21 protein-coding genes are annotated in these 22,147 nt (G+C 66.9%); 16 read left to right on the top strand and 5 right to left on the bottom strand.

Annotated elements, in window-relative coordinates; all coding sequences use genetic code 11:
* Positions 1 to 100 precede the first annotated feature (100 nt).
* Entirely contained in the window at positions 101 to 613 is a 513-nt protein-coding gene (locus AB0N05_RS19030; RefSeq protein ID WP_364695427.1) for a TIGR04338 family metallohydrolase, read from the bottom strand.
* A 16-nt stretch (positions 614 to 629) separates the two neighbouring features.
* Entirely contained in the window at positions 630 to 1,475 is an 846-nt protein-coding gene (locus AB0N05_RS19035) for a DUF2786 domain-containing protein (protein WP_364695429.1), read from the bottom strand.
* A 150-nt stretch (positions 1,476 to 1,625) separates the two neighbouring features.
* Here AB0N05_RS19035 and AB0N05_RS19040 point away from each other — a divergent pair, with 150 nt between their 5' ends.
* The 6 genes from AB0N05_RS19040 to AB0N05_RS19065 all read left to right on the top strand — a co-directional run bounded on the left by AB0N05_RS19040 (position 1,626) and on the right by AB0N05_RS19065 (position 8,356).
* Positions 1,626 to 2,927 (top strand): ABC transporter substrate-binding protein, encoded by a 1,302-nt coding sequence (locus AB0N05_RS19040; protein ID WP_364695432.1) that lies wholly within the window; start codon positions 1,626 to 1,628, stop codon positions 2,925 to 2,927.
* A gap of 106 nt (positions 2,928 to 3,033) precedes the next feature.
* A complete protein-coding gene (locus tag AB0N05_RS19045; protein WP_364696489.1) occupies positions 3,034 to 4,008 on the top strand; it encodes a sugar ABC transporter permease in 975 nt (324 codons plus the stop codon).
* Positions 4,008 to 4,919: a carbohydrate ABC transporter permease gene (locus AB0N05_RS19050; RefSeq protein WP_364695435.1), complete on the top strand. Its 912-nt coding sequence runs from the start codon at positions 4,008 to 4,010 to the stop codon at positions 4,917 to 4,919. Before AB0N05_RS19045 ends, AB0N05_RS19050 begins: the two co-directional genes overlap by 1 nt.
* Before the next feature lie 174 nt (positions 4,920 to 5,093).
* Positions 5,094 to 7,298: a transglycosylase domain-containing protein gene (locus tag AB0N05_RS19055; RefSeq protein ID WP_364695438.1), complete on the top strand. Its 2,205-nt coding sequence runs from the start codon at positions 5,094 to 5,096 to the stop codon at positions 7,296 to 7,298.
* 169 nt (positions 7,299 to 7,467) lie between these two features.
* Positions 7,468 to 7,923, top strand: coding sequence for a GyrI-like domain-containing protein (locus AB0N05_RS19060; protein ID WP_364695441.1), 456 nt, complete (start codon positions 7,468 to 7,470; stop codon positions 7,921 to 7,923).
* 7 nt (positions 7,924 to 7,930) lie between these two features.
* Entirely contained in the window at positions 7,931 to 8,356 is a 426-nt protein-coding gene (locus tag AB0N05_RS19065; RefSeq protein ID WP_364695444.1) for a GyrI-like domain-containing protein, read from the top strand.
* Positions 8,357 to 8,422: 66 nt separating this feature from the next.
* Here the strand turns inward: AB0N05_RS19065 and AB0N05_RS19070 are convergent, their stop codons facing one another.
* Both AB0N05_RS19070 and AB0N05_RS19075 read right to left on the bottom strand, forming a co-directional pair.
* Complete coding sequence (locus AB0N05_RS19070) at positions 8,423 to 9,511, bottom strand: inositol-3-phosphate synthase (protein ID WP_364695447.1); 1,089 nt, start codon at positions 9,509 to 9,511, stop codon at positions 8,423 to 8,425.
* Positions 9,504 to 10,061, bottom strand: a complete 558-nt coding sequence (locus tag AB0N05_RS19075) for a PadR family transcriptional regulator (RefSeq protein ID WP_364695450.1) — start codon at positions 10,059 to 10,061, stop codon at positions 9,504 to 9,506. Before AB0N05_RS19075 ends, AB0N05_RS19070 begins: the two co-directional genes overlap by 8 nt.
* Before the next feature lie 170 nt (positions 10,062 to 10,231).
* On the opposite strand from AB0N05_RS19075, the gene AB0N05_RS19080 reads away from it, so the two are divergent.
* The 3 genes from AB0N05_RS19080 to AB0N05_RS19090 all read left to right on the top strand — a co-directional run bounded on the left by AB0N05_RS19080 (position 10,232) and on the right by AB0N05_RS19090 (position 15,341).
* Positions 10,232 to 10,648 carry a DUF5318 domain-containing protein gene (locus AB0N05_RS19080; protein ID WP_364695453.1) on the top strand — a complete coding sequence of 139 codons (417 nt, stop codon included), beginning with the start codon at positions 10,232 to 10,234 and terminating at the stop codon, positions 10,646 to 10,648.
* A gap of 760 nt (positions 10,649 to 11,408) precedes the next feature.
* Positions 11,409 to 13,580 carry a transglycosylase domain-containing protein gene (locus AB0N05_RS19085; protein ID WP_364696492.1) on the top strand — a complete coding sequence of 724 codons (2,172 nt, stop codon included), beginning with the start codon at positions 11,409 to 11,411 and terminating at the stop codon, positions 13,578 to 13,580.
* Positions 13,581 to 13,733: 153 nt separating this feature from the next.
* The gene (locus AB0N05_RS19090; protein ID WP_364696495.1) at positions 13,734 to 15,341 is read left to right on the top strand and encodes a glycosyltransferase 87 family protein; all 1,608 of its coding nucleotides are present in this window, start codon (positions 13,734 to 13,736) and stop codon (positions 15,339 to 15,341) included.
* Here AB0N05_RS19090 and AB0N05_RS19095 read toward each other — a convergent pair.
* Positions 15,335 to 16,633, bottom strand: a complete 1,299-nt coding sequence (locus tag AB0N05_RS19095) for a TerD family protein (protein WP_364695456.1) — start codon at positions 16,631 to 16,633, stop codon at positions 15,335 to 15,337. The two genes, AB0N05_RS19090 and AB0N05_RS19095, sit on opposite strands and share 7 nt — an antisense overlap.
* A 129-nt stretch (positions 16,634 to 16,762) precedes the next feature.
* Here AB0N05_RS19095 and AB0N05_RS19100 point away from each other — a divergent pair, with 129 nt between their 5' ends.
* The 7 genes from AB0N05_RS19100 (at position 16,763) to dhaM (ending at position 22,119) form a co-directional block, all read left to right on the top strand.
* Positions 16,763 to 17,386 (top strand): AIM24 family protein, encoded by a 624-nt coding sequence (locus AB0N05_RS19100; RefSeq protein WP_364695459.1) that lies wholly within the window; start codon positions 16,763 to 16,765, stop codon positions 17,384 to 17,386.
* 9 nt (positions 17,387 to 17,395) lie between these two features.
* Positions 17,396 to 18,094, top strand: coding sequence for an AIM24 family protein (locus AB0N05_RS19105; protein ID WP_364695462.1), 699 nt, complete (start codon positions 17,396 to 17,398; stop codon positions 18,092 to 18,094).
* A 73-nt stretch (positions 18,095 to 18,167) separates the two neighbouring features.
* A complete protein-coding gene (locus AB0N05_RS19110; protein WP_364695464.1) occupies positions 18,168 to 18,929 on the top strand; it encodes an AIM24 family protein in 762 nt (253 codons plus the stop codon).
* 48 nt (positions 18,930 to 18,977) lie between these two features.
* Positions 18,978 to 19,712, top strand: coding sequence for a hypothetical protein (locus tag AB0N05_RS19115; protein WP_364695467.1), 735 nt, complete (start codon positions 18,978 to 18,980; stop codon positions 19,710 to 19,712).
* Positions 19,713 to 19,796: 84 nt separating this feature from the next.
* Complete coding sequence (gene dhaK, locus AB0N05_RS19120) at positions 19,797 to 20,798, top strand: dihydroxyacetone kinase subunit DhaK (protein ID WP_364695470.1); 1,002 nt, start codon at positions 19,797 to 19,799, stop codon at positions 20,796 to 20,798.
* Entirely contained in the window at positions 20,798 to 21,415 is a 618-nt protein-coding gene (dhaL, locus tag AB0N05_RS19125) for a dihydroxyacetone kinase subunit DhaL (protein ID WP_364695473.1), read from the top strand. Before dhaK ends, dhaL begins: the two co-directional genes overlap by 1 nt.
* Positions 21,412 to 22,119 carry a dihydroxyacetone kinase phosphoryl donor subunit DhaM gene (gene dhaM / locus AB0N05_RS19130; RefSeq protein ID WP_364695476.1) on the top strand — a complete coding sequence of 236 codons (708 nt, stop codon included), beginning with the start codon at positions 21,412 to 21,414 and terminating at the stop codon, positions 22,117 to 22,119. The genes dhaL and dhaM overlap by 4 nt, the downstream gene beginning before the upstream one ends.
* The last annotated feature ends 28 nt before the right edge of the window (positions 22,120 to 22,147 follow it).

The raw sequence follows: 22,147 nt of genomic DNA on the forward strand, positions 1-22,147 counted from the left end.
CCGCGGTCACCGCTGCGAGGCGGTGGCCGCCTTTCCGTAAGAGGAGATCATGAATCCGATCATGACATCGGATCGCGATCCTGGCAATGCCGGTACCGCGTCAAGCGATTCGCACACCGCACGAATACATGGTGGTCCGCAGCAGCAGTGCCGCCTCCGGCCCGATGATCCCGTCCACCAGATCCAGGTAGCGGGCACAGAATTCCGGGCCGTGTGGCGCGGTGTCGGAGGCATTCGCGTCAAGATGGTGACCAATCTCATGCAGAATCACCAATTCGCGTAGTGCCCAAGCGGTTCCGCGAACATGCAGCGGTACCGCCAGCATTCCCGTCTCGGTTTCGTAATGGGCGGCCTTCGTACCGGCCCGCGCACGCACAGTTACCGGATTCGCGGCGCGGTCCCATTGCGCCCGAACCCAATTCAAACCGAGTACTCGATCCACATATGTCTGCACCGATTCCACCGAGGCGAACTTGCGCTCCACGGGCAGCGTCAACTGCGATCCGTGCACCTCGACGGTCCGCGCCCCGAATTCATCGGCGCGCTCGAACATGGCCCGCACCAGTGCCTCGGCGTCGTAGACCCGCGCCCGCTGCGAATCCCGCGCGCTCATTGCCCGCCGGTACCCCTCATTGCTCGCCGCCCCGCGCGAGTTGCCCACGGGCACCGCCCAACTCGGGCGAGTTGCTCAATCGTGCGGCCTTGCCCGCCCGGTCTCCCGCCCTCCGCGCGGCGGCCGAGTAGCCCGCGGTGGCCTGCGGTCCGCGCCAGGTCCCCCTGGCCTCGGAGGTCTGCTTGTAGAAGTCGGTGAGCTCGAGCTCCTTGTTGCGGAGCACCAGAGCCGTTCCGGTGGGCGCGGTTTCGGCGGCGTCGGCGCGCACCGCCTCGGCCTCCACCTCCGTCTTCACCTCGGCCAGCCGCCGCCCGATGCGGGCCGCGAACGCCATCTGGAAATTGAGGCGCGCGGTCACCGCGGCCACGGGGGCCTGCACCTTGCGCTGCACCGTCCGCCCCCAGCGGGTGGTTTCGGCGACCAGCTTCTCGGTGGTGGCGGACCGGTAGGCCCCGGACTTGATGTAGTGGTCCGAGGCTCGCACCATCTGCACCAGCAGGCTGGCGTAGAGCGCCTCGCAGGTGTCGATATCGGTATCGAATCCGTAGGCGTAGACGGTGGTCGAGGTGCGCGCCACATCACAGGTCACGTCATTGGCGGCGGCGATGGCCACGAACAGCTGCACGTAGGTGCGCAGCCCTTTCTTACCGGGCTCACCGATCGGGATGACCCGCTGCACGGGCGTGGGGCGTCGCTCCCGAGTGGCGATATGCGAGCGCGCCACCGCCAGGTCGACGGAGGATCGGGTCGCCAGTTTCTGTGCGGCCGCCAGGAACGCCTCGGCCTCATGCTCGTTATCGGTGGACTCTGCCTGGCGAAGCAGTCCGCCGATCCTGGTGAGCATCTTGTCCTGAGAAGACATCGGCATTCAGCCTAGCTGTGCGGATGACAGCATGTTGCGGTGCGAAGGACGAGGTAGTCCCGGCATAGAGAACATTCACCATGTATCTTCCTGTGTGCAACCGGCTTGAGTGTGCTGCCGCTCACGTCCCGACCCTGTGGAGTATCTGCGATGGCTTTGAAGAAGGTGCCGACCCTACGATCGTCGCTCGTGCCGCGTGCCGTACTGGCCGTGACCTCGACGGCACTGCTGGCGGCGACATTCGCCAGCGGCTGCTCCAGCGACAGTGGTAGCAATTCCACCTCGCAGAATCTGACCGGGCGCGGCCCGATCACCTACGTCGAGGGCAAGGACACCACCGAGACCGGTGCGGTCAAACAGCTCATCGACCGCTGGAACTCGGCGCACCCCGATGAGAAGGTGACGTTCAAGGAGCAGTCCAACGACGCCACCCAGCAGTACGACGACCTCAAGCAGCACCTGAACGCCAAGCAGTCCGATTACGACGTGTTCGCCATGGACGTGCCGTGGACCGCGGAGTTCGCCGCCAAGGGCTGGATCCAGCCTTTGAAGGACTCCTTCGCGATCGACACCTCCACGCTGCTCTCGCCGCCGGTCGCGTCCGCCACCTACAACGGCACGCTGTACGCCGCGCCGCGAAACACCAACGGCGGCCTGCTGTTCTACCGCAAGGACCTCTCGCCCGAGCCGCCGAAGACCTGGGCCGAGATGCTGAACCAGTGCTCGAAGGCCAAGGAAGCCGGAATCGGCTGCTACGCCGGTCAATTCGCGCCCTACGAGGGTCTGACCGTGAACACCGCCGAGGTCATCAATGCCTTCGGCGGCAGCTTCGTCGGCCCGGACGGCAAGTCCCCGACCGTGAACACCCCGCAGGCCAAGTCCGGCCTGCAGACGCTGGTGGACTCGTACAAGAACGGCGATATCCCGAAGGAAGCCATTTCCTTCAAGGAGCCGGAGAGCCAGAACGCCTTCGTCACCGGCAAGCTCATGTTCATGCGCGGCTGGCCGTCCTCCTTCGGTGACGCCGGTTCCGACGCGTCCGCCGTGAAGGACAAGTTCGGTGTCGCCCCGCTGCCCGGCAAGGACGGCGTCGGCGCCTCCACCCTGGGTGGCTACAACGCCGCCATCAGCTCGTTCTCCAAGAACAAGGCCACCGCGCTGGACTTCCTGCGCTTCCTGATCAGTGAGGACGCCCAGCACATCGTCGCCTCCGGCGCGCTGCCGCCGGTGCGGGCCTCGGTGTACGACGATCCGGCCCTGATCGCCAAGATGCCGTACCTGCCGGCGCTCAAGGAATCCATCGCCTCGGCGGTGCCGCGTCCGGTGACCCCGTTCTACACCGCGGTGTCGAAGGCCATCCAGGACAACGCTTATGCTGCGTTGACCGGAACCAAGTCCGTCGACGACGCCATTGTCGGAATGCAGAAGGGCATCGAGACCGCCGGTTCGTGATCGGCGGGCCCGTCCGACGAAAACGCGCAGTCCCGTAGGAGAGAAAAAGGTGTCACGCCCTTCGGGAGCGACCGAGGTCAGCTCGCCCGACCCGATCGAGTCGTCCGTGAAACCCGAACCGGCACAGCAGAAACGCCAGTCGCCCTTTGCCGGTTCGGGCAAGGCGTGGCTGTTCGTCACCCCGGTGCTGATTTCGCTGGCCGTCGTCGTCGGCTATCCGGTCGTCCGGGCCCTGTGGAATTCCTTCCAGAAGGACCAGGGCCTGGACCCCGCGACCGGCATGTTCGTCGAGGGCGGCAGCGCCGGGTTCAGCAACTACACGCACTGGCTGCTGCAGCAGTGCACCAATGGACTCGGCGAATCGGTCAGCTGCCCCACCGGCAATCTGGGCTCGCAGTTCTGGACCGCCATCGGCATCACCCTGTTCTTCTCCGTGGTGACGGTGGTCCTGGAGGCGACCATCGGCCTCGGCATGGCCGTCATCATGGGCAAGACCTTCAAGGGCCGCGCCCTGCTGCGCGCCGCCGTGCTGATTCCGTGGGCCATCCCGACCGCCGTCACCGCGCGGTTGTGGGAGTTCATGTTCCAGTACGACGGCGTGGTGAACCGGGTGTTCGGCACCCACATCCTGTGGACCGCCGACGCCTGGCCCGCACGCTTCGCGGTCATCGCCGCCGACGTGTGGAAGACCACCCCGTTCATGGCCCTGCTGATCCTGGCCGGGCTGCAGGTCATTCCGGGCGATGTGTACGAGGCCGCCCGGGTGGACGGCGCATCGGCCTGGCAGCGGTTCACCAATATCACGCTGCCCTTGCTGAAACCCGCTCTGCTGGTGGCGATTCTGTTCCGCACCATGGACGCGCTGCGCATGTACGACCTGCCGGCCATCCTGACGCAGGACAACCCGCACACCCGCACCATCTCCATGCTGGTCGTGGATCAGGTGCGGCAGGGACCCAATAGCGCCTCGGCACTGTCGGTGCTCACCTTCCTGCTGATCTTCACGGTCGCGTTCCTGCTGGTGAAGGTGTTGGGTGCCAATGCGGTTCGCACCCAGGAAGAACAGCGGGAGGCGCACTGATGAGCGTGAACATCACCAAGGACACCGGCGACGCCCCCACCGAGGCCGCGAAGAGCCATGTGGCCCAGCAGGTTCCGTGGACCCAGCGGCTCGGCTCCGCCCGGGTGTACCTGGGCGCGCTGATCGTGCTGGTCTGGGGCCTCGGCCCCTTCTATTGGATGGTCGTCACGGCGCTGCGCGACCCCAAGTACACCTTCGACAACACGCCGTGGCCGACCCACATCACGCTGGAGAACTTCCGCAACGCCTTCGACACCAGCCGCGGCAATAACTTCGGGCGCGCGCTGGGCAATAGCGTGGTCATCGGCGCGGCCACCACCGCCATCGCCCTGCTCCTGGGCGTCATGGCGGCCTACGCGCTGGCGCGGCTCACCTTCCGCGGCAAGTACGTGGTGTCCGGAGTGATCCTGAGCGCCTCCATGTTCCCGGTCGTGGTGCTGGTGACGCCGCTGTTCCAGCTGTTCACCGATATCGGCTGGATCGGCCACTACCAGGCCATGATCATCCCGAACATCTCGTTCGTGCTGCCCATGACCGTGTACATCCTGGCCTCGTTCTTCACCGAACTGCCGTGGGAGTTGGAGGAGGCCGCGCGCATCGACGGCGCGTCGCGCTTCCAGGCCTTCCGGCTGATCATGCTGCCGCTGGCCGCACCGGCCGTGTTCACCACCGCCATCCTGGCGTTCATCGCCGCGGTGAACGAATACCTGCTGGCCCGGCTGCTTTCCAGCGATGCCACCGAACCGGTGACCGTGGCGGTCGCCCGGTTCTCCGGCAACAACCCGCTGGTCCCGCCCTACACCGCCATCATGGCGGCGGGCACCATCGTCACGATTCCGCTGGTGATCATGGTGTTGCTGTTCCAGCGCCGCATCATCTCCGGCCTCACCGCGGGCGGCGTCAAGAGCTGACGATCGGCGCTTCATCCGCTTGGAGGGGTTCGGGGCTTTGCCCCCGGACCCCTTTTTCCTTGCAAGGTCAATATCGCCGACCTGTCGGGTGCGTCCACTAGCATGGGTCGCGTCGCGCCGCGGATGGGTGGCGGCGTCCCTTGAACGCAAGCTTTTTCGACGCTCCAGAAGGAGATGCTCGTGAGCTCGTCCCGTAAGCGGCGCCGCAATGATCCGGCACCGTACGCCACCATGGCCGGGTGGAACGAGCTCGAGAACGTGGCCAGGAGGCAGCGGCAGCCCTCGCACAGCAGGCCACGCCGCCGCGCCAAACCACCGAAACAGCAGAACACTCCCGTGCGGCCGCGCCGTTCGCGCGGTCAGCGCATCCGGCGGCTGATCCTGGCGTTGTTCCTGATCCTGGTCGTCATGCCGACCATGCTGCTCGGGCTCGCGTACTGGAGCGCGGAGATTCCGGATCCGAGCTCGGTGCAGACCAATCAGATCGCCACCATCCTCACCTCCGACGGCAATACCGTCATCGCGAAGGTCGTTCCGCCGGAAGGCAATCGGGTTCCGGTGCCACTGAGCGACGTACCCGAACCGGTGCGCCTGGCCGTGCTCTCCGCCGAGGACCGCAATTTCTACACCAATCCCGGCTATTCGACCTCGGCGTTCATCCGCGCCGCGCGCGACAATCTGATGGGCCGCGAGGATGCGGGCGGCGGCTCCACCATTACCCAGCAATACGTGAAGAACGCCTTCCTGAGCTCGGAACGCACCATGAGCCGCAAGATGCGCGAGCTCATCATCTCCGCCAAGATGGCGCGCCAGTGGAGCAAGGACGACATTCTCGCCGCCTACCTCAACACCATCTATTACGGTCGCGGCGCGTACGGCATCTCGGCGGCGGCCAAGGCGTACTTCGCCAAGCCGGTCCGCGAACTGACCCTGGCCGAGGGCGCGGTGCTGGCCGCCGTGGTCCGCACCCCCTCCATCCTGGATCCGGAAACCCATCTCGAGCAGCTGCGCGCCCGCTGGAACTATGTGCTGGACGGCATGATCCAGATGGGCGTGCTGAATCACGGTGAGCGCCTGGCCACCCAGTTCCCGAATATCGTGCCCGTCACCGAGCTCGCCGACAGCATCCCGCGCGGCCCCGAGGGGCTGATCCGCGCCCAGGTGCTGCGTGAGCTGCGCTCCTCCGGCATCAGCGAGACGGAGCTGAATACCGGTGCGCTGCAGATCTTCACGACCATCGACGCGCGCGCCCAGCAGGCCGCGCTGAACTCCGTCGGCGGCGTGCTGGGCGGGCAGCCGGGCGAATTGCGCACCGCCGTGGTGTCGATCGATCCGCGCACCGGCGCGGTGCGCGCCTATTACGGCGGCCCGGACGGCATCGGCTTCGACTTCGCGCAGGCCCCGCTGCAAACCGGTTCCGCCTTCAAGACCTTCGCCGTGCTGGCGGCCCTGCAACAGGGAATCCCCCTGTCCTACAAGCTGGACAGCGATCCGGTTACGGTCAACGGGGAGAAGGTCCAGAACGTGGGCGGCGAGTCCTGTGGCACCTGCCCGCTCAGCGAGGCCTTCAAGCGTTCGCTGAACACCAGCTTCTACCGGCTCACCCAAACCTTGTTCGAGGGCCCGAAGGCGATCGCCAATGCCGCGCACCAGGCCGGTATCCCGCAACAGATCCCCGGCGTGGCGGGTAAGACGCTGACCGAGGAGGACGGCCCACCACTGCCGTCCATCGTGCTCGGCGCCTATTCGGTGCGTCCGATCGATATGGCTTCGGCATACGCCACCATCGCCGCGTCAGGGGCCTACCGCGCTCCGTATTTCGTGCAGAAGGTGGTGACCGGTGACGGCCGGGTGCTGCTGGATCGCGGGTCCGACCCGCAGAAGACCGAGCAGCGCATCCAATCCGCGGTGGCCGATACCGTCGCCAATGCCATGCTGCCCATCGCTGCCTACTCCAATGGACACAATCTCGCGGGCGGCCGCCCGTCCGCCGCCAAGACCGGCACCACCCAATTGGGCGACTCCGGCGATAACAAGGACGCCTGGATGGTCGGCTTCACGCCGTCGCTGTCCACTGCGGTCTGGGTGGGAACCGAACAGTCACAACCGATTCGGACCGCCCGCGGCTCCGCCATCTACGGTTCCGGCCTGCCGTCCGACATCTGGCAGCAAACCATGAACGGGGCGCTCGACGGCAGCCCGGTCGAGCAGTTCCCGAACCCGGAGCAAATTCCGGGCATGGCGCCCAGCAACGGCAATTACGACATAATCAATCCGGGTTCCGGCGGGCAACAGGAACCGGTGCTGGTGATCCCACCCGCACCCCCGCCCCGCCAGGTAGAGATCTTCCCCGGCCTCAGCATCCCGGTGCCCGGTTAGTTGATCATGAATACCCACTACCTGACCCATCCGCGCCCGGCCGCGGATATTGTGGCTGGAGATACCGTAAAACGGGCCACCGGTGCCAGCGACTCCGGATGACGGTGGCAGGATGCGGGTTGGGAGCAGGGTGGGGTCGGAGACAGCACGAGACTTAGGGGCGACGCCGGTGGATTTCAATGTCGTTGAACGCCACGAGACGCTGGTGGCCGGAACGGTGCTACGCAGCCCGGCCCTCGCGGTCGAGGGACCACGCCGCGCGAAGGTGGAAGAAGCCTGGAAGCGCAATCTGTCCCGCAGCCTGCCCGGACCACCCGCCACGGCGTATGTCGATCACGCGCCGGAGATCGGTTCCTACCTGACCCATATTGTCGGCTACCGCCTGCGCAGCCTGGACGACCTGCTGCCCGGCGATGTGCTCGCCCGAGTGCCCGCGGGCAAGTTCGCGCGATTCACCCGCACTGGCGACAATATCGGCGACATCATCGCTTCCATCTGGCGAACGGTCTGGGATCTGGAGGCGTCGGGCACGCTGACGCGCGCGTACACCGGGGATTTCGAACGGTATCCGGATAACCGGACCGTGGAGGTTTTCGTCGCGCTCGATACGAGCGTGGAGGGGTAGGGGCCAAGTGGACTTCGAAATCGTCACTCTGGAGGCATTTCTCGTCGGCGGGCTGACCATCCCGCTGGCGGGGCGCGAGGTCACCGCACGCGACCTCGACCTGGTCAACTTCACCTGGGACCGCTACCTGGCGCGGGAGAAGAAGGTCGGCCGCGTGGCCGCCTACATCGGCCAGAACGACCACGCCGTCGCGGTCCTCGGCTATGAACTCACCGGCCTCGACCAGCTCGACACCGGCGACGTCCTGACCCGCATCCCCACCGGCCGCTACGCCAAATTCGTGGTCTCCGACAAGCCGTACGACCTGCTCCGCACCGCCTGGGCCAAGGTCGCCAAGGCCGAAAACGCCGGAACCATAACCCGTTCCCACAGCGCGGAGATCGAGCGCTATACGGGTCCCACCTCGGTAGAGGTCTACGTCTCCCTCGACTGACAAGTCGAAAAACGAAGGGCGGGTTCGCGATCGAATCGCGAACCCGCCCTTTCGTATCGAGAGTTGTTACTCAGCCCCGATAATGAAGGCTTCCAGCTGCTCGCGCGCGATATCGTCGGCGAGCTGCTTGGGCGGGGACTTCATCAGGTAGGCCGAGGCCGGAATGACCGGTCCACCGATCTTGCGATCGAGGGCGATCTTGGCGGCGCGCACGGCGTCGATGATGATGCCCGCCGAGTTCGGCGAATCCCACACCTCGAGCTTGTACTCCAGGTTCAGCGGCACGTCACCGAAGGCGCGACCCTCGAGGCGCACGTACGCCCACTTGCGGTCGTCCAGCCAGCCGACGTGGTCGGACGGGCCGATGTGCACATTGCCCGCGCCCAGATCCTTCTTCAGGTTGCTGGTGACGGCCTGGGTCTTGGAGATCTTCTTGGACTCCAGGCGCTCGCGCTCGAGCATGTTCTTGAAGTCCATATTGCCGCCGACGTTCAGCTGCATGGTGCGGTCCAGCTGCACACCGCGGTCCTCGAACAGCTTGGCCATGACGCGGTGCGTGATGGTCGCGCCGACCTGGGACTTGATGTCGTCGCCGACGATGGGCAGGCCCGCGTCGACGAACTTCTGCGCCCACACCGGGTCGGAGGCGATGAACACGGGCAGCGCGTTGACGAAGGCGACGCCGGCGTCGATGGCGCACTGCGCGTAGAACTTATCGGCCTCTTCAGAACCGACCGGAAGGTAGGAGACCACGACGTCGACCTTGGCGGCCTTCAGCGCGGCGACCACGTCGACCGGGTCGGCGGCGGAGAGCTCGATGGTCTCCGCGTAGTACTTACCGATGCCATCGAGGGTCGGGCCACGCTGCACGGTGACGTCGCTCGGCGGCACATCGGCGATCTTGATGGTGTTGTTCTCGCTGGCGAAGATCGCGTCGGAGAGGTCGAAGCCGACCTTCTTGGCGTCGACGTCGAACGCGGCGACGAACTTCACATCGCGGACGTGGTACTGGCCGAACTTGACGTGCATGAGCCCGGGAACGGTCGCGTTCTCGTCCGCGTCCTTGTAGTACTGCACGCCCTGAACCAGGGAAGATGCGCAGTTGCCCACACCTACGATGGCCACCCGAACTTCGTTCGTGTTGATGTCACTCATGGCCGCTATTTCCCTCTTTCTGTGGTGCCGCCTTCGTCGATTGCTCTGCGGCAATCAACTCGTTGAGCCAGCGCACTTCGCGCTCGCTTGATTCGAGACCGAGTTGATGGAGCTGGCGGGTGTAGCGATCCAGCTGCCCGCTGGCTCGTTTGATCGCCTCCCGCAGTCCTTCTCGTCGCTCCTCGACCTGCCTCCGCCGACCCTCCAGGATCCGCATCCTCGCTTCCGCGGGAGTGCGGCTGAAGAAGGCCAGATGAACGCCGAAGCCGTCGTCGGTGTAGTTCTGTGGTCCCGTATCGGCCAGCAGTTCGGCGAACCGCACCCGACCCGTTTCCGTCAGCTGGTAAACCCGCCGCGCGCGCCGCGTGGCCAACCCCGTGGGACTCTCCTCGGCGATGAGACCGTCCGACTGCATGCGCCGCAGGGTCGGATAGAGCGACCCGTAGGAGAACGCGCGGAACGGTCCGAGCAGGCCGGTAAGCCGCTTACGCAGCTCGTAGCCGTGCATCGGCGATTCGAGGAGCAGCCCGAGGATTGCCAACTCGAGCACCGGGCCTCACCCCCTGACTTCTCTACAGACCTAACCGATGGATGCGATTCCAAACTATATCGCGCCGATATACTTTTCGCGCATTTACATGGAGGGGCCAACCCTGACGGAACCCTGAGAGTCGATCCGGGGAGTGCGAGGGGACCACCCCCGCCAGTACTCTGGGGACCGTGCGAATACAGCGGCAGGTAGTGGACTATGCGCTTCGGCGCCGGTCGCTGCTCGCCGACGTCTATGCGGGACGGGTGGACGTCGCCGAGGTGTGTGATGCCAATCCGTACCTATTGCGTGCGGCGAAGTTCCATGGGCGCGGGAGCGAAGTCACATGCCCCATCTGCCGGAAAGAGCAGTTGACTCTCGTATCGTGGGTCTACGGCGATGGGCTAGGGCCCGTCGCAGGCTCTGCCCGCACCCCGGAGGAACTCATCCGGCTGGCCGAGACTCGCGAGGAGTTCTCGGTGCACGTCGTCGAGGTGTGCCGGACCTGCAGTTGGAATCATCTGGTGCAGTCCTATGTGCTGGGCGTGGCTCCGGCACCGACCGGACGCCGCCGCTCCGGCGCGCGCCGCCGCACCGCGGCCGAGTGAAAGGCCACGTCGACTGCTGAATCGCGGGCAGAATCATGCCCGTCGCGGGGAACGTGACCGCAACCGAGCCGTACAGGACCGTATTTTCGAGTAGCTATTGGAGATCCAGGCTGTGAATTCGCCCTATGACGACGGACCGCACGGCGGCCGCCCCCGTGGCGGTTCGCAATCCGGACCCGGTGGTTATCCGCCGCCGCGCCCGGCCGGCCCGCCCCAAGGGGCACCCCGGCAGCCGCAGGGTCGTCCAGCACAGCCGGGCGGTCCGGGCGGCGCGCCCGTGCGCGGCCCGAATGGCGCGCCCGTGCGAAACCCCGTGCCGCCGCAGGGCGGACAACCCCCGCGCCGTCCGGTGCCGCCGCCGCAGCAGCGGCCGAATCCGGATGCGACGCGCAAACTACCCAATCCCGGTGCGGGCGAGAAGGTGACGACGGGTTCGCGGCAGGCGGTTCCCGATCACATTCAGCGCGCGGCCAGTTCGGATCGCAGCCAGCGGGCGTCGGATCGTTCCGTGCGCGCGGGTGCGGGTGCGGGTGCGGGCGCGGGCACGCGTCCTCGCCCCGTCGAGGATCGGACTCGTCCGCCGTCGGGCGCGGAGCCCGCGGCCCGGCGCGCGCAGGCCGGTGCTCCCGGTGGTCCGCCGCCGCGGCGTCCCGGCGGTGACGGCCCGGGCGGGGGCGGTGGCCGCGGTGGCCGTCCGCAGGGCGGGCCCAAGAAGAAGCGTTCGGTGTGGCGGATTGTCCGCCGCGCCATCTATGTGTGCATGGCGTTGGGCTTGATCGTGCCGAGCACGCTGTTCCTGGTCGCCTACTCGACGGTGAACGTGCCGCAGCCGGGAGATCTGAAGACCAATCAGGTCGCCACCATCTTCATGAACGACGGCACCTCGGTGCTGTCCACAGTGGTTCCGCCGCAAGGCAACCGGACCGACGTCTCGATCGATCAGATTCCGCCGCACGTGCGCAATGCCGTGATCGCGGCGGAGGATCGCGATTTCTACACCAACCCGGGCTTCTCCATCTCCGGTTTCGTGCGCGCCGCGCGCGACAACCTGATGGGCAAGGCCAGTGCCGGTGGTGGTTCCACGATCACCCAGCAGTACGTGAAGAACGCGATGGTCGGTGACGAACGCTCGCTGACTCGAAAGATGCGCGAGTTGGTCATCTCGGCCAAGATGGCGCGGCAGTGGTCCAAGGACGACATTCTGGTCGCGTACCTGAACACCATCTACTTCGGTCGCGGCGCTTACGGTATCGACGCGGCGGCCAAGGCCTACTTCGGCAAGCCGGTGGCCGAGCTCTCCCGCGAAGAGGGCGCGGTGCTGGCGGCCACGATTCAGCAGCCGTCCAATCTGGATCCGGAGAAGAACCCGACGGGCGCGAAGACCCGCTGGAACTATGTGCTGGACGGCATGGTGTCCGGCGGCAATCTGGCCGCGGCGGATCGCGCGAACATGCAGTACCCGAACGTGATTCCGGCGTCGCAGTCGCCGCAGAACAAGACCAAGGACAGCGGCCCCGAGGGCCTGATCAAGACGCAGGTGCTCAATGAGCTGTCCGCGGCGGGCATTTCCGAGCACGAGCTGAACACCGAGGGCCTGCAGATCACCACCACCATCGACACGAAGGCCCAGGAGGCCGCCGTCAACGCGGTGGACAATGTCATGCAGGGTGAGCCGGACCAGCTGCGCACCGCGGTGGTGTCGGTGGATCCGAAGACCGGTGCGGTGCGCGCCTATTACGGCGGATCCGACGGCCAGGGCTTCGATTTCGCGAACGCCGGCCTGCCCCCGGGCTCGTCGTTCAAGGTGTTCGGCCTGGCCGAGAACCTGGAAATGGGCAAGCCGCTGTCCACGCTGTACGACTCCTCGCCGGTCACGGTGAACGGCATCAAGATCACCAACGTCGAGGGCGAGCAGTGCGGCATGTGCACCATCGCCGAGGCACTCAAGCGGTCGCTGAACACCAGCTTCTATCGGATGATGCTGGACATGCCGGGCAATGGCCCGCAGAAGATCGCCGATATGGCGCACAAACTGGGCATCCCGGAAAGCATTCCGGGCGTGGGCAAGACGCTCACCGAACCGGACGGCAACGGCCCCAATAACGGCGTCGTGCTGGGCCAGTACCAGGTGCGGCCGCTCGATATGGCGTCCGCGTACGCCACCCTGGCCGCCTCGGGCATGTACCACTCGCCGCACTTCGTGACCAAGGTCGTCACCTCCGACGGCACCGTGCTGCTGGACCGCGGCGAGGTCGCCGGTGAGCAGCGCGTCGCGGCCGCGGTGGCGGACAATGTGACCGATGCGATGAAGCCCATCGCGGCCTGGTCGCGCAACCACAACCTGGCCAACGGCCGGGAATCGGCCACCAAGACCGGCACCAACCAGCTCGGCGACACCGGCGAGAACCGCGACTCCTGGATGGTCGGCTACACGCCGTCGCTGTCCACCGCGGTGTGGATCGGCACCGAGCAGGGCGAGAAGCTGCGAAACGTCAATGGCGGCATGATCTATGGCTCCGGCCTGCCCGCCGACATCTGGAAGAAGACCATGGACGGCGCGCTGGCGGGTACGCCGGTCGAGAAGTTCCCGAAGCCGGGCACCATCGGCGGTCAGGCCGGTGTGCCGTCCTGGTCCGCGCCGTACACCGCGCCGTCCAGCACGCAGGAAGTCCCCCAGATGCCGGTGATCACGCAGAGTCAGGTGGAGATCCTGCCGGGCATCACCATTCCGGTGCCGGGTCTCGCACCGCAGACGCAGCAGAAACCGCAGAACCAGAATCCGAGCCAGGGGGACGGCGGCGCCGGTCCGATGTCGGGGCAGCCGGTGGCACCATCGGATGGCTCACAGCTGACGACCGCGCCCAATGCGGGCGGAAACGGCAATGGGGGTAACGGGAATGGCAACGGCAACGGCCCCACTCGCACTCGGTAGCCTTTTGCCGTGATCGAGCAGGATTTGGTGCCCGGGGAGGCGGTGCCCGAGCAGGCAGCGACGACGCCCGGCGAGGCGGGGCACCGGCCGGGCGAGGGCGCGGCGGTGCACGCCGCGCCCGCCGAAGCCATTGCCGCGCAGCCCCGTTCCCCGATGTACGTCTCGCCCGCACCGCTCGCGGCGGATCTGCGCTCGGCCGACGACCGGGACAAACCCAGCCGCACCGACACCCTCACCGCGCAGCTGTGCGATCTGATCGGCGGGCCGGTCGGCGATCACGCCGTCATCGGCCGGGTCCGGTTCTGGACGCCCATGCGGGTTTTGATGGCCTTCGCCGTGGTCTTCCTGGCGCTGAGCTGGTTCGGCAAGGCGGGCTGCATTCAGCAGCGCCCCGAGGGCCCCGGCGTCATGGGCCTGGACTGGGACAATGGCCGCCAATACATCGCCATGTGCTACTCGGACACGGTGCCGCTCTACGGGGCCGAGCATCTGAACGAGGGCGCGTTCCCGTATAAGAAGCAGTGGACCGACTTCGCCGGCGACGGCCGCCCGCAGGTGCGGTACATGGAGTACCCGGTGCTGTCGGGCCTGTTCCAGTACGGGGCCATGGGAATCGCCAAGGCGTGGCATGTATCCCGGCTGCCGGGCGCGCTGGAAGTGGTCATCTACTTCAATGTGGTCGCGTTCCTGCTGGCCATGGCCTGGCTGGTGACCGTGTGGGCGTCGGCGCAATTGGCGGGGCGGCGGGTGTGGGATGCCGCGCTGCTGGCGCTCTCACCGCTGGTGCTGGTGCACGCCTTCACCAATTTCGATGCGCTGGCAACGGCTTTCGCGGCCGGTGGCCTGCTGGCGTGGGCGCGGCGACGGCCGGTGCTGGCGGGCATTCTGCTGGGTCTCGGCGGTGCGGCGAAGCTGTATCCGCTGCTGTTGCTCGGGCCGATTCTCATTCTGTGCCTGCGGACCGAACGCCTGGAAGAAGATTCGCTGTGGGGCCGGATGCGGCCCTTGCACGCGGCCGGAGCGGCCATCGGCTCGGCCGCGGTCACCTGGATGGCGGTCAACGCGCCCATCGCCGTGCTGTACCCGAAGGGCTGGTGGGAGTTCTTCCGGCTCAATACCGAACGGCACGCCGACCCGGATTCGTTCTACAACGTGATCACCTCGTTCACCGGCTGGACCGGGTTCGACGGCAAGCTGAGTTCCGGGGAGACGCCGACCATCCTGAATCTGGTGTCGCTGCTGCTGTTCGTGGCCGCCTGCGCGGGCATCGCCTGGATCGGGCTGCGGGCCGCGCGGCGACCGCGCGTGGCGCAGTTGGTGTTCCTGGTGGTGGCGGCGTTCCTGCTCACCAATAAGGTGTGGAGCCCGCAGTATTCGATGTGGCTGGTCCCGCTGGCGGTGCTGGCGCTGCCGCAGCGGCGAATCCTGTTGGCGTGGATGACGATCGACGCACTGGTGTGGGTGCCGCGCATGTTCTATTACCTCGGCACCGACCGTAAGGGCATTCCCGAGCAGTGGTTCACCGGCACCGTGGTGCTGCGCGATATCGCGGTGATCGCCTTGTGCGTCTTGGTGATTCGCCAGATCTATCGGCCCGAGGAGGATCCGGTGCGCCGCGACGGCGTGGACGATCCGGCCGGCGGCGTGCTCGAGCATGCCCCGGATCCGGCGCTGCCCTGGTTGCCGCCGCTACTGCGCCCGCGCCGCGCGGCGGCAACCGTCCCCGAGCCCGAGTTCGCTCAGCCGGTGTCCACTCAATAGGTGGCGAGGAAGCGGCCGAGCTGCGGCACCGCCTCGCCCGGATGCTTGGCCTGGATGCCCTCGCCGAGGGCCTCCATCTTCCAGTCGCCGCCGGGGCCGGTGCGGTAGACCTTCGCCATGGCCATGCCGGTGAAGGGCATGCCACCGGCGAGGGTGTAGCGCGCGAGTTCGGCATTGGACTGGCCATCCACCAAGCGGCAGAAGGCATTCGCGACCTGCTCGAAGGTGTGGCCCTTGTACGAGGTCACGATGAACAGCAGCGTGTTCACATGGCTGGCGATGCGGGTCAGGTCGACCACGATCACCTCGTCGTCGCCCTCGCCCTCGCCGGTGAGGTTATCGCCCTGATGCCGGATGGAGCCGTCCTTGGAGGCGAGGCTGCCGTAGTAGACGACATCGACCGGGCTCATATCGGCGAACAGGACCACCGAGGCATCGAGATCGATGTCCACGGCCTTGTTCCCGAACATGCCGCCACGCTTCACCGGATCCCAGCCCAGACCCATCTTCACGTAAGTCAGCGCCGCGCCGCCCTCCTTGCGGAGATTGACGCGCTGGCCCTTGACCAGGCTGACGGCGTGGTTCTTGGGTAGATCGCGCTCCATCGACTGGGTGGGCGGCGGCGGGGCCGGATAACCGGGCTGGCCCTGCGGGGGCGAAAAACCCTGCGCCGGTGGCGGATAGCCGCCGGTCGGGGCGAACTGCGGTGCCGGGGGCGGGTATCCGCCGGTGGGCGCGTACTGCTGCGGTGGCGGCGGAGCCTGCGGCGACTGCGGCTGTGCCTGCGGTTCATTGACGTTCACGCCGTGATCGGTGACCAGCGCGGCGAATCCGCCCGCATAGCCTTGGCCGACGGCGCGCACCTTCCAATCGCCCTGCCGCCGATACAGTTCCAGCGCGATGACGATGGATTCGGTATTGAGCCCCTCGATCCGGTACTCGAACAACACATTCCCGCCCGCATCGGACACATAGGCCACCGGCGGCGCGATGCGCCCGAAATTGGTGTTCGGATCATCGAGGGTGATGATCGCGCGCAACTGCGCGATATCGGCGGGCACGGCACCCAGCGACACCATGAGCGAGGCGGACTGCGCGCCATTGCCCGGCTGCAGGTTCACGCCCGGACCGCTGGGCTGATTGAAGAACACGAAGTCGGCGTCGGAGCGGACCTTGCCGTGCGCGGTGACCAGGATCGCGGAAAGGTCGGCGGGCGCGGCGATCTGCATGCTGATCACCACGTCATTGACATTCAAAGGGCCGTTCTGGCCCTTCACCAGTACTGCGGACAAGGCGGACCCTTCGTTCGCTGACAAGAAGATTTCTCGGCATCACTGTCGCTGCCACTCTACGAGAAATCGGGGACGCCAGTCGCCGAGTGATCGGTTAGGGTGGCTGGCACTGTCCGAATACGGGGAATCATGGCGCAGCTGTTCGAAAAATCGAAAAAGGTGATCGAGGCTCATCTCGCCGGGGACACGCTCCGCGCGATTTCGGGATCCATGGTCGCCTACGAAGGCAATGTGCAGTTCAAGAGCGCCGGTTTCGGCGGCGGGGACGGGGTGCTGGCGGGCTTGAAGCGCCGCGCCACCGGGGAATCGCTCTCGCTCATGGAGTGCACCGGCAATGGCCGGGTGTTCTTCGCGGTGAACGGCCAGAACGTCACCCTGGTGAATCTGAACAATGAGACGCTGCAGGTGGAGTCGCAGCAGCTGCTGGCGTTCGCCGGAAACCTGCGCACCAATGTGACTTTCGCGGGCCTGCGCGGCGCGTCGACCGGGTCCGGGCTGTTCACCACCACGGTGACCGGGGTCGGTCAGGTGGCGCTGCTGTCGGCGGGCGGGCCGCTCATTCATCTGGAGGTATCCCCGCAGTATCCGCTGGTCGTGGACCCGGATGCGTATGTGGCCTCGCGCGGAAATCTGAATCAGTCGTTCGTGACCGATGTTTCGTGGCGGACGGTGGTGGGGCAGGGCAGCGGGGAGGCGTTCTCGCTGCGCTTCGACGGGCAGGGCCTGGTCTTGATCCAGCCCGCCGAGCGATGAGGTAGCGCGATGTTCGAGCAGATCAATGGAAAAGTCGTCAAGGTGCACGCGGGCCGCGCCGGGGGCGTGGTGGCGCGCACCGGGGCCATGCTGTTCTACACCGGGGACGTGTCCTTCTCGCCTCATCAGGTGCCCGGCGCGGGCCAGATGGGCGGGCTCGGCGGCATGATGGGCATGGCCGGTCGCATGATGGCCGGCGAGCATGAGCGCACCATGATGGCGCAGGGTAATGGCGAAGTGCATTACGGCTTCGCGGGTTTGGAGACCCACATCGTGAATATGCACCCGGGTGCGGTGCTGCGGGTGGAGGCCTCGCGGCTGCTCGCCAATACCGCCGGTTTGCAGAGTTCGGTTGTGTCCGTGATGAGTTCGGGCGGGCAGGGCGGGCGCGGCGGCGGCATCATGGGCGCCATTCGCGGTGCGGCGGCCGGGGCGCTCACCGGCGCTGGCATGTTCACCACGCAGCTGTCCGGTCAGGGCAGTGCGGTGCTGCTGGGGCACGGCGGTTTCATCGAATTGACCATCGGCCAGTATCCGGTGGTGGTCGACCCGCAGGCCTTCGTCGCCGCGTACGGAAACGTGCAGACCGAATTGAAGACGGCGCTGAGCTGGCGGGACGCGGTCGGCCGCGGCTCCGGTGAGGCGATGCAGTTGCACTGCACGGGCCAGGGCGTGGTCTATGTGCAGGCCAGCGAGGAGAAGCTGTGAACGAGCGCAGCGAGCGAACCAAAGGCACAGCGTGCATCGCTCATGCCGGAGCCGAGCGCAGCGAGGTGCAGGCATGAGTGAGACTCTGAACCCGGCGAATCTCGGTGAGAGCGACAATATCCCGGGCAATGACTACGCCTACTGCATCGATCTGATCAAACCGTGGTTCATGCGCAAGGGCGCCATGATCGCCTACTACGGGCAGATGCAGTTCCAGGCGCTCTCGCACGGCTTGCAGGGCGGGCTGATGCATATGGTGTCGCAGCAGTTCTCGGCCCCGCTGTTCACCGGCGACTACGTGGTCGCGGAGGGCCACGGGAAGCTGATCATCGGCGACCGCGGCTACAACATCAACTCCTACGACCTGGACGACGGCAATCTCACGATTCGCGCCGCCAACCTGCTTGCCTTCGAGCCCGGACTGTCGCTCAACCAGTCCATCGTGCCCGGCTTCCTCACCCTGATCGGCACCGGCAAGTTCCTGGCCTCCTCCAATGGGCCGGTCATCTTCGCCGAACCGCCGCTGCGGGTGGATCCGGAAGCCCTGGTCGGCTGGGCGGACTGCCCGTCCCCGAGTCACCATTACGACCAGCGCTGGGTGTCGAACTTCCTGGCGGCGGGCGCGGCGCGGTTCGGCGTGAACTCCGGCGAGGAACGCCAATTCGACTTCACCGGCGCGGGCACGGTGCTCATCCAATCCAGCGAGAAGGTCCTGGACGACGCCCATCTGGTGCGCACCATCGAGGGCCAGTTGCAGAGCGGCGTCACCCCCACCGGCCTGCAACGACTACAGGGCGTGATCACCCAGCAGCTCGGCGGCCAGCAGAACTACTGACGCCATGCTTACGCTGGTCCGCCGCCATCCCGTGGCAGGATCGGCGGAGTGAGCGACGGTGAGGTCGAACCCGCGGAAGCGCACGAACAATACCTTCGAGCGTTCCGGCACTCCGCCGTGTCCCGCGACCAGTTGCGCGACCTGCTGGACGCGGTGAACGGCTTCCTCGACACCATCACCCCCAAAGAGGGCGAGTACGTGCCCAGCGGCGGGTGGGCCCCGGAGTCGACCGCCATGGCCTTCCAGATCGGGCGCGCCGTGGAACAGGTGCTCAGCGAGCGCGAGGACGCCGAACGGGAGCTGGTGCGCCGCCGCGATATTCGTGATCGCCTGGTGGCGGCCCTGGACGCGGTGTTGGACTGCCTGCGCACGCTGCCCGAACTCGCCGATGCCGAGGTGTCGCTCGGCACGACCGCGGTCAATGAGGGATTTCAGGTCTTCGACGACGGCTCCGTGCGAACCACCACCGCGCAGGAGGTCGACGCCGATCTCGGGGCCCTCGAGGCGCGCCGCATCGAACTCGACGAGCAGATGACCGCCGCGGTGTCGCAGCGCAATGACCTCATCGACGACACCTCCGATCTGGTGCGGGAGCGGCTCGGCGTGGCGGACGTCGGCATTCCGTGGGTGATCCTGGCGGCCACCCGGGGCGGGCTGGACGTGTCCGAACCCTTCGAGTTCGCCGCCCATCACCTACCCGACTGCGAACTGCGCGATCTCATGGTGCAGCTGGTCACCGATATCGAATTGGCCCGCTCGCTCGAGGACGGCGCACCCGAATAGCCCGAATAGCCCGAATAGCCCGACACGGACACGGCCGGAGTGCGAGTCTGGCTCCGGTGGTTTCACGTCCGACGGGAGAATTCGGTGAAGAAGCTGATCAACGACCCGGCCGAGGTGGTGGACGCCGCCCTCGCGGGTATGGCCGCCGCCCACCCCGAACTGCGTGTCGACGCCAAACAACGCCTGGTCATACGCGGTGACGCACCCGTCGCGGGCAAGGTCGGCCTGGTATCGGGCGGCGGTTCGGGCCATGAGCCCCTGCACGCCGGATTCGTCGGCCTCGGCATGCTCGACGCGGCCTGCGCGGGCGAAATCTTCACCTCCCCCGTTCCCGATCAGATCCTCGCCGCCACCAGCGCCGTCGACGCCGGGGCCGGGGTCCTGCACATCGTGAAGAACTACACCGGCGATGTGATGAACTTCGAGATGGCCGCCGAACTCGCCGCCGCCGACACCGGCACCGAGGTGCTGGCCGTGGTGGTGAGTGACGATGTGGCCGTACAGGACAGCCTCTACACCGCCGGACGCCGCGGCGTCGGCGCGACCGTCATCCTCGAGAAAATGGCCGGAGCCGCCGCCGAACAGGGCCGCCCGCTGAGCGAGGTGGCCCGCATCGCCACCAAGGTCAATGTCCAGTCCCGCAGCATGGGCATGGCCCTCACCTCGGGCACCGTACCCGCCGTCGGACACCCCACCTTCGAACTCGGCGAGGACGAGATGGAGATCGGCATCGGCATCCACGGCGAACCCGGGCGTCGCCGCCTCCCCGTCGCCCCCGCCCACGAGATCGCCGGAATGCTGGTGGAGCCCATTCGCACCGATCTGCCGTTCACGCGCGGCGACCGAGTCCTGTGTTTCCTCAATGGCATGGGCGGCACCCCGCTCATCGAGCTGTATCTCATGTTCGACGAGGTGACCCGCATGCTGCGCGGGCACGGCGTGGAAATCGCACGCTCCCTGGTGGGTTCGTACATCACATCCCTCGATATGGCGGGCTGTTCGATCACCCTGACCAAACTCGACGACGAACTCACGGCCCTGTGGGACGCACCCGTGCGGACCCCGGCGCTGCGGTGGGGCATCTGATGACCGTGATCGATTTGGCGGCCTGGGTGCGTGCCTTCGCCGCCCTGGTCGAGGAGAACGCCGCGGAACTCACCGCCCTCGACGCCGCCATCGGCGACGCCGACCACGGCACCAATATGCAACGCGGGATGGCGGCAGCCGTTGCCGCACTGGACGATTCCGCCACCGATGCCCCGGGGGAGGTGAGCAAGCAGACCGCCCTGGTGCTGATCCGCACCATCGGCGGCGCGAGCGGCCCGTTGTACGGAACCTTCTTCCTTCGCTTCGCCGGTGCCATCGAAAACGGTTCGGAATTAACCGATTTCGTACGGGCCTTCCGCGCCGGACTCGACGGCGTCATCGCCCGGGGCAAGGCCGATGTCGAGGACAAGACCATGGTCGATGCCCTCTCCCCCGCCGCCGACGCCCTCGACAAGGCGGTGGCCGTCGGTGCCACCCCGGCCGAGGCATTGAACGCCGCGGTCGCGGCGGCCGAATCCGGTCGTGACGCCACCACGCCCCTCATCGCCCGCAAGGGCCGCGCCTCCTACCTCGGCGAACGCAGTGCGGGACACCAGGATCCGGGAGCCACCAGCGCCGCCCTCCTGGTCCGCGCCGCCCGCGAGGCCCTGCGATGATCGGCCTGGTCGTGGTCTCGCACAGTCGCGCGCTGGCCCGCGCGGCCGTCGCCCTGGCCACCGAACTCCTCCCCCGGCAATCGGTCCGCATCGAAATAGCGGCGGGACTCGACGAGACCGCCTTGGGCACGGACGCGATCGCCGTCGCGGAGGCGATCACCGCCGCCGATACCGGCGACGGCGTCCTGGTCCTCATGGATCTGGGCAGTGCGATCCTGTCCGCCGAAACCGCCCTCGACCTCCTCGAATCCCCGCACCGGGTGCACCTCACCGCCGCCCCACTGGTCGAAGGCCTGGTGGCCGCACTCGCGGCAGCCGGTGGCGGTGCGGACCTCGAGAAGACCACCCGCGAAGCCGAAACAGCCCTCGCCGCCAAACAAGTCCAGCTCGGCGAGACCCCCTCCCCCGCAATCGAACCCACACCACCGGGAACATCTCAGCTGGCCAGCGCGATCCTCACGGTGACCGAGGAACAGGGCCTGCACGCCCGCCCCGCCGCCCAATTGGTTTCGGCCCTGCGCGATCTCGACGCCCATATCGAACTCCGCAATGCCACCACCGGCGTCGGCCCGGTACCCGGCGACAGCCTCACCCGGGTCCTGACCCTCGGCGTCCTTCAGGGCCACGAACTCGAGGTCACGGCAACCGGACCGGAGGCAGCGACCGCCGTCGAACGCGTCCGCGACCTCACCTCCGGACACTGAACCCGAGAATATATTTGATCAGTGACGC

Source organism: Nocardia sp. NPDC051030, assembly GCF_040683015.1.
Lineage (GTDB): Bacteria > Actinomycetota > Actinomycetes > Mycobacteriales > Mycobacteriaceae > Nocardia.